The sequence below is a fragment of the Vibrio sp. 2033 genome (assembly GCF_033339735.1).
In genome coordinates this window covers 1-824 of sequence record NZ_JAWOVC010000226.1, presented here as the reverse complement: position 1 = coordinate 824, position 824 = coordinate 1, and the positions used below count along the sequence as shown (strand labels likewise).

Below are 824 nucleotides of genomic sequence, written 5' to 3'. Positions count from 1 at the left end.
TCTTGCATCGCGCGGCGCTGACGGCGAGACAACTCATTCACCATAACGGGCATAAACTGTGTGGTTAATGGCCCGTAAGTTTCTTCTTCAACGGCTGGCGTATCGCGGTCTATCCACGCAAGTTCTACATCGGTTTGTGCAATCACCGTAGATGAGGCAGTCCATGTTCCTGAAAAAAAACTGTGCACTCCAATAAATGCCCCTTGAGAGGCAGAAAATACCTGAATGGGTTTTCTGTCTTCGTCCGCATAGAAGCCAGCAAGCTCGCCAGAGAGCACATAATATAGACGGTCGTTGTAGCCTTGCTGTTCGATCAATACGGAGCCGGCCAACACAGTCAGCCGACGTTCGATATGATTAAAGTAGCGTTCTACTAACGCATCTAACTTGGTTTCGTACATGTATTACCCAATATGCCCAACCGTATGAAGAATCCACACCATCACAAAGCTTAGCAGCACACCAACAATACCAAGTACCGCACCCACTCTCGCCATTTGGCTACTTTCTACATGGCCAGTGGCATGCGCAAGCGCGTTAGGCGGTGTACTGATAGGCAGTGACATACCAAGCGAAGCCGCGAAGGTCACAACAAGAATAAGCGTGACTTCACCACCTAATGGCGTCAAAGAAGCCATGGACGTACCAAGCGCAGCCATTATTGGCATCAGCAAGTTGGCTGTGGCCGTGTGCGACATGAAGTTTGCCATTAGTAAGCAGAGGAATGCCGCGCCGAATAGCACCACATAAGGCGAGAACTCATCAAACGGAATACTGTGCACCACCAGCTTCGCAAGCCCTGTTTTGTCGAGCGCTAAACCTAG

The 824-nt window shown here is 50.0% G+C and carries 2 protein-coding genes; both read right to left on the bottom strand.

The window, feature by feature from the left end; translation table 11 throughout:
* A partial coding sequence (locus tag R7P74_RS25730) for a Crp/Fnr family transcriptional regulator (protein ID WP_318123481.1) occupies positions 1-401 on the bottom strand: 401 nt, incomplete at its 3' end.
* 3 nt (positions 402-404) lie between these two features.
* The coding region (locus R7P74_RS25725; protein WP_031813347.1) for an anion permease at positions 405-824 on the bottom strand (420 nt) is incomplete at its 5' end.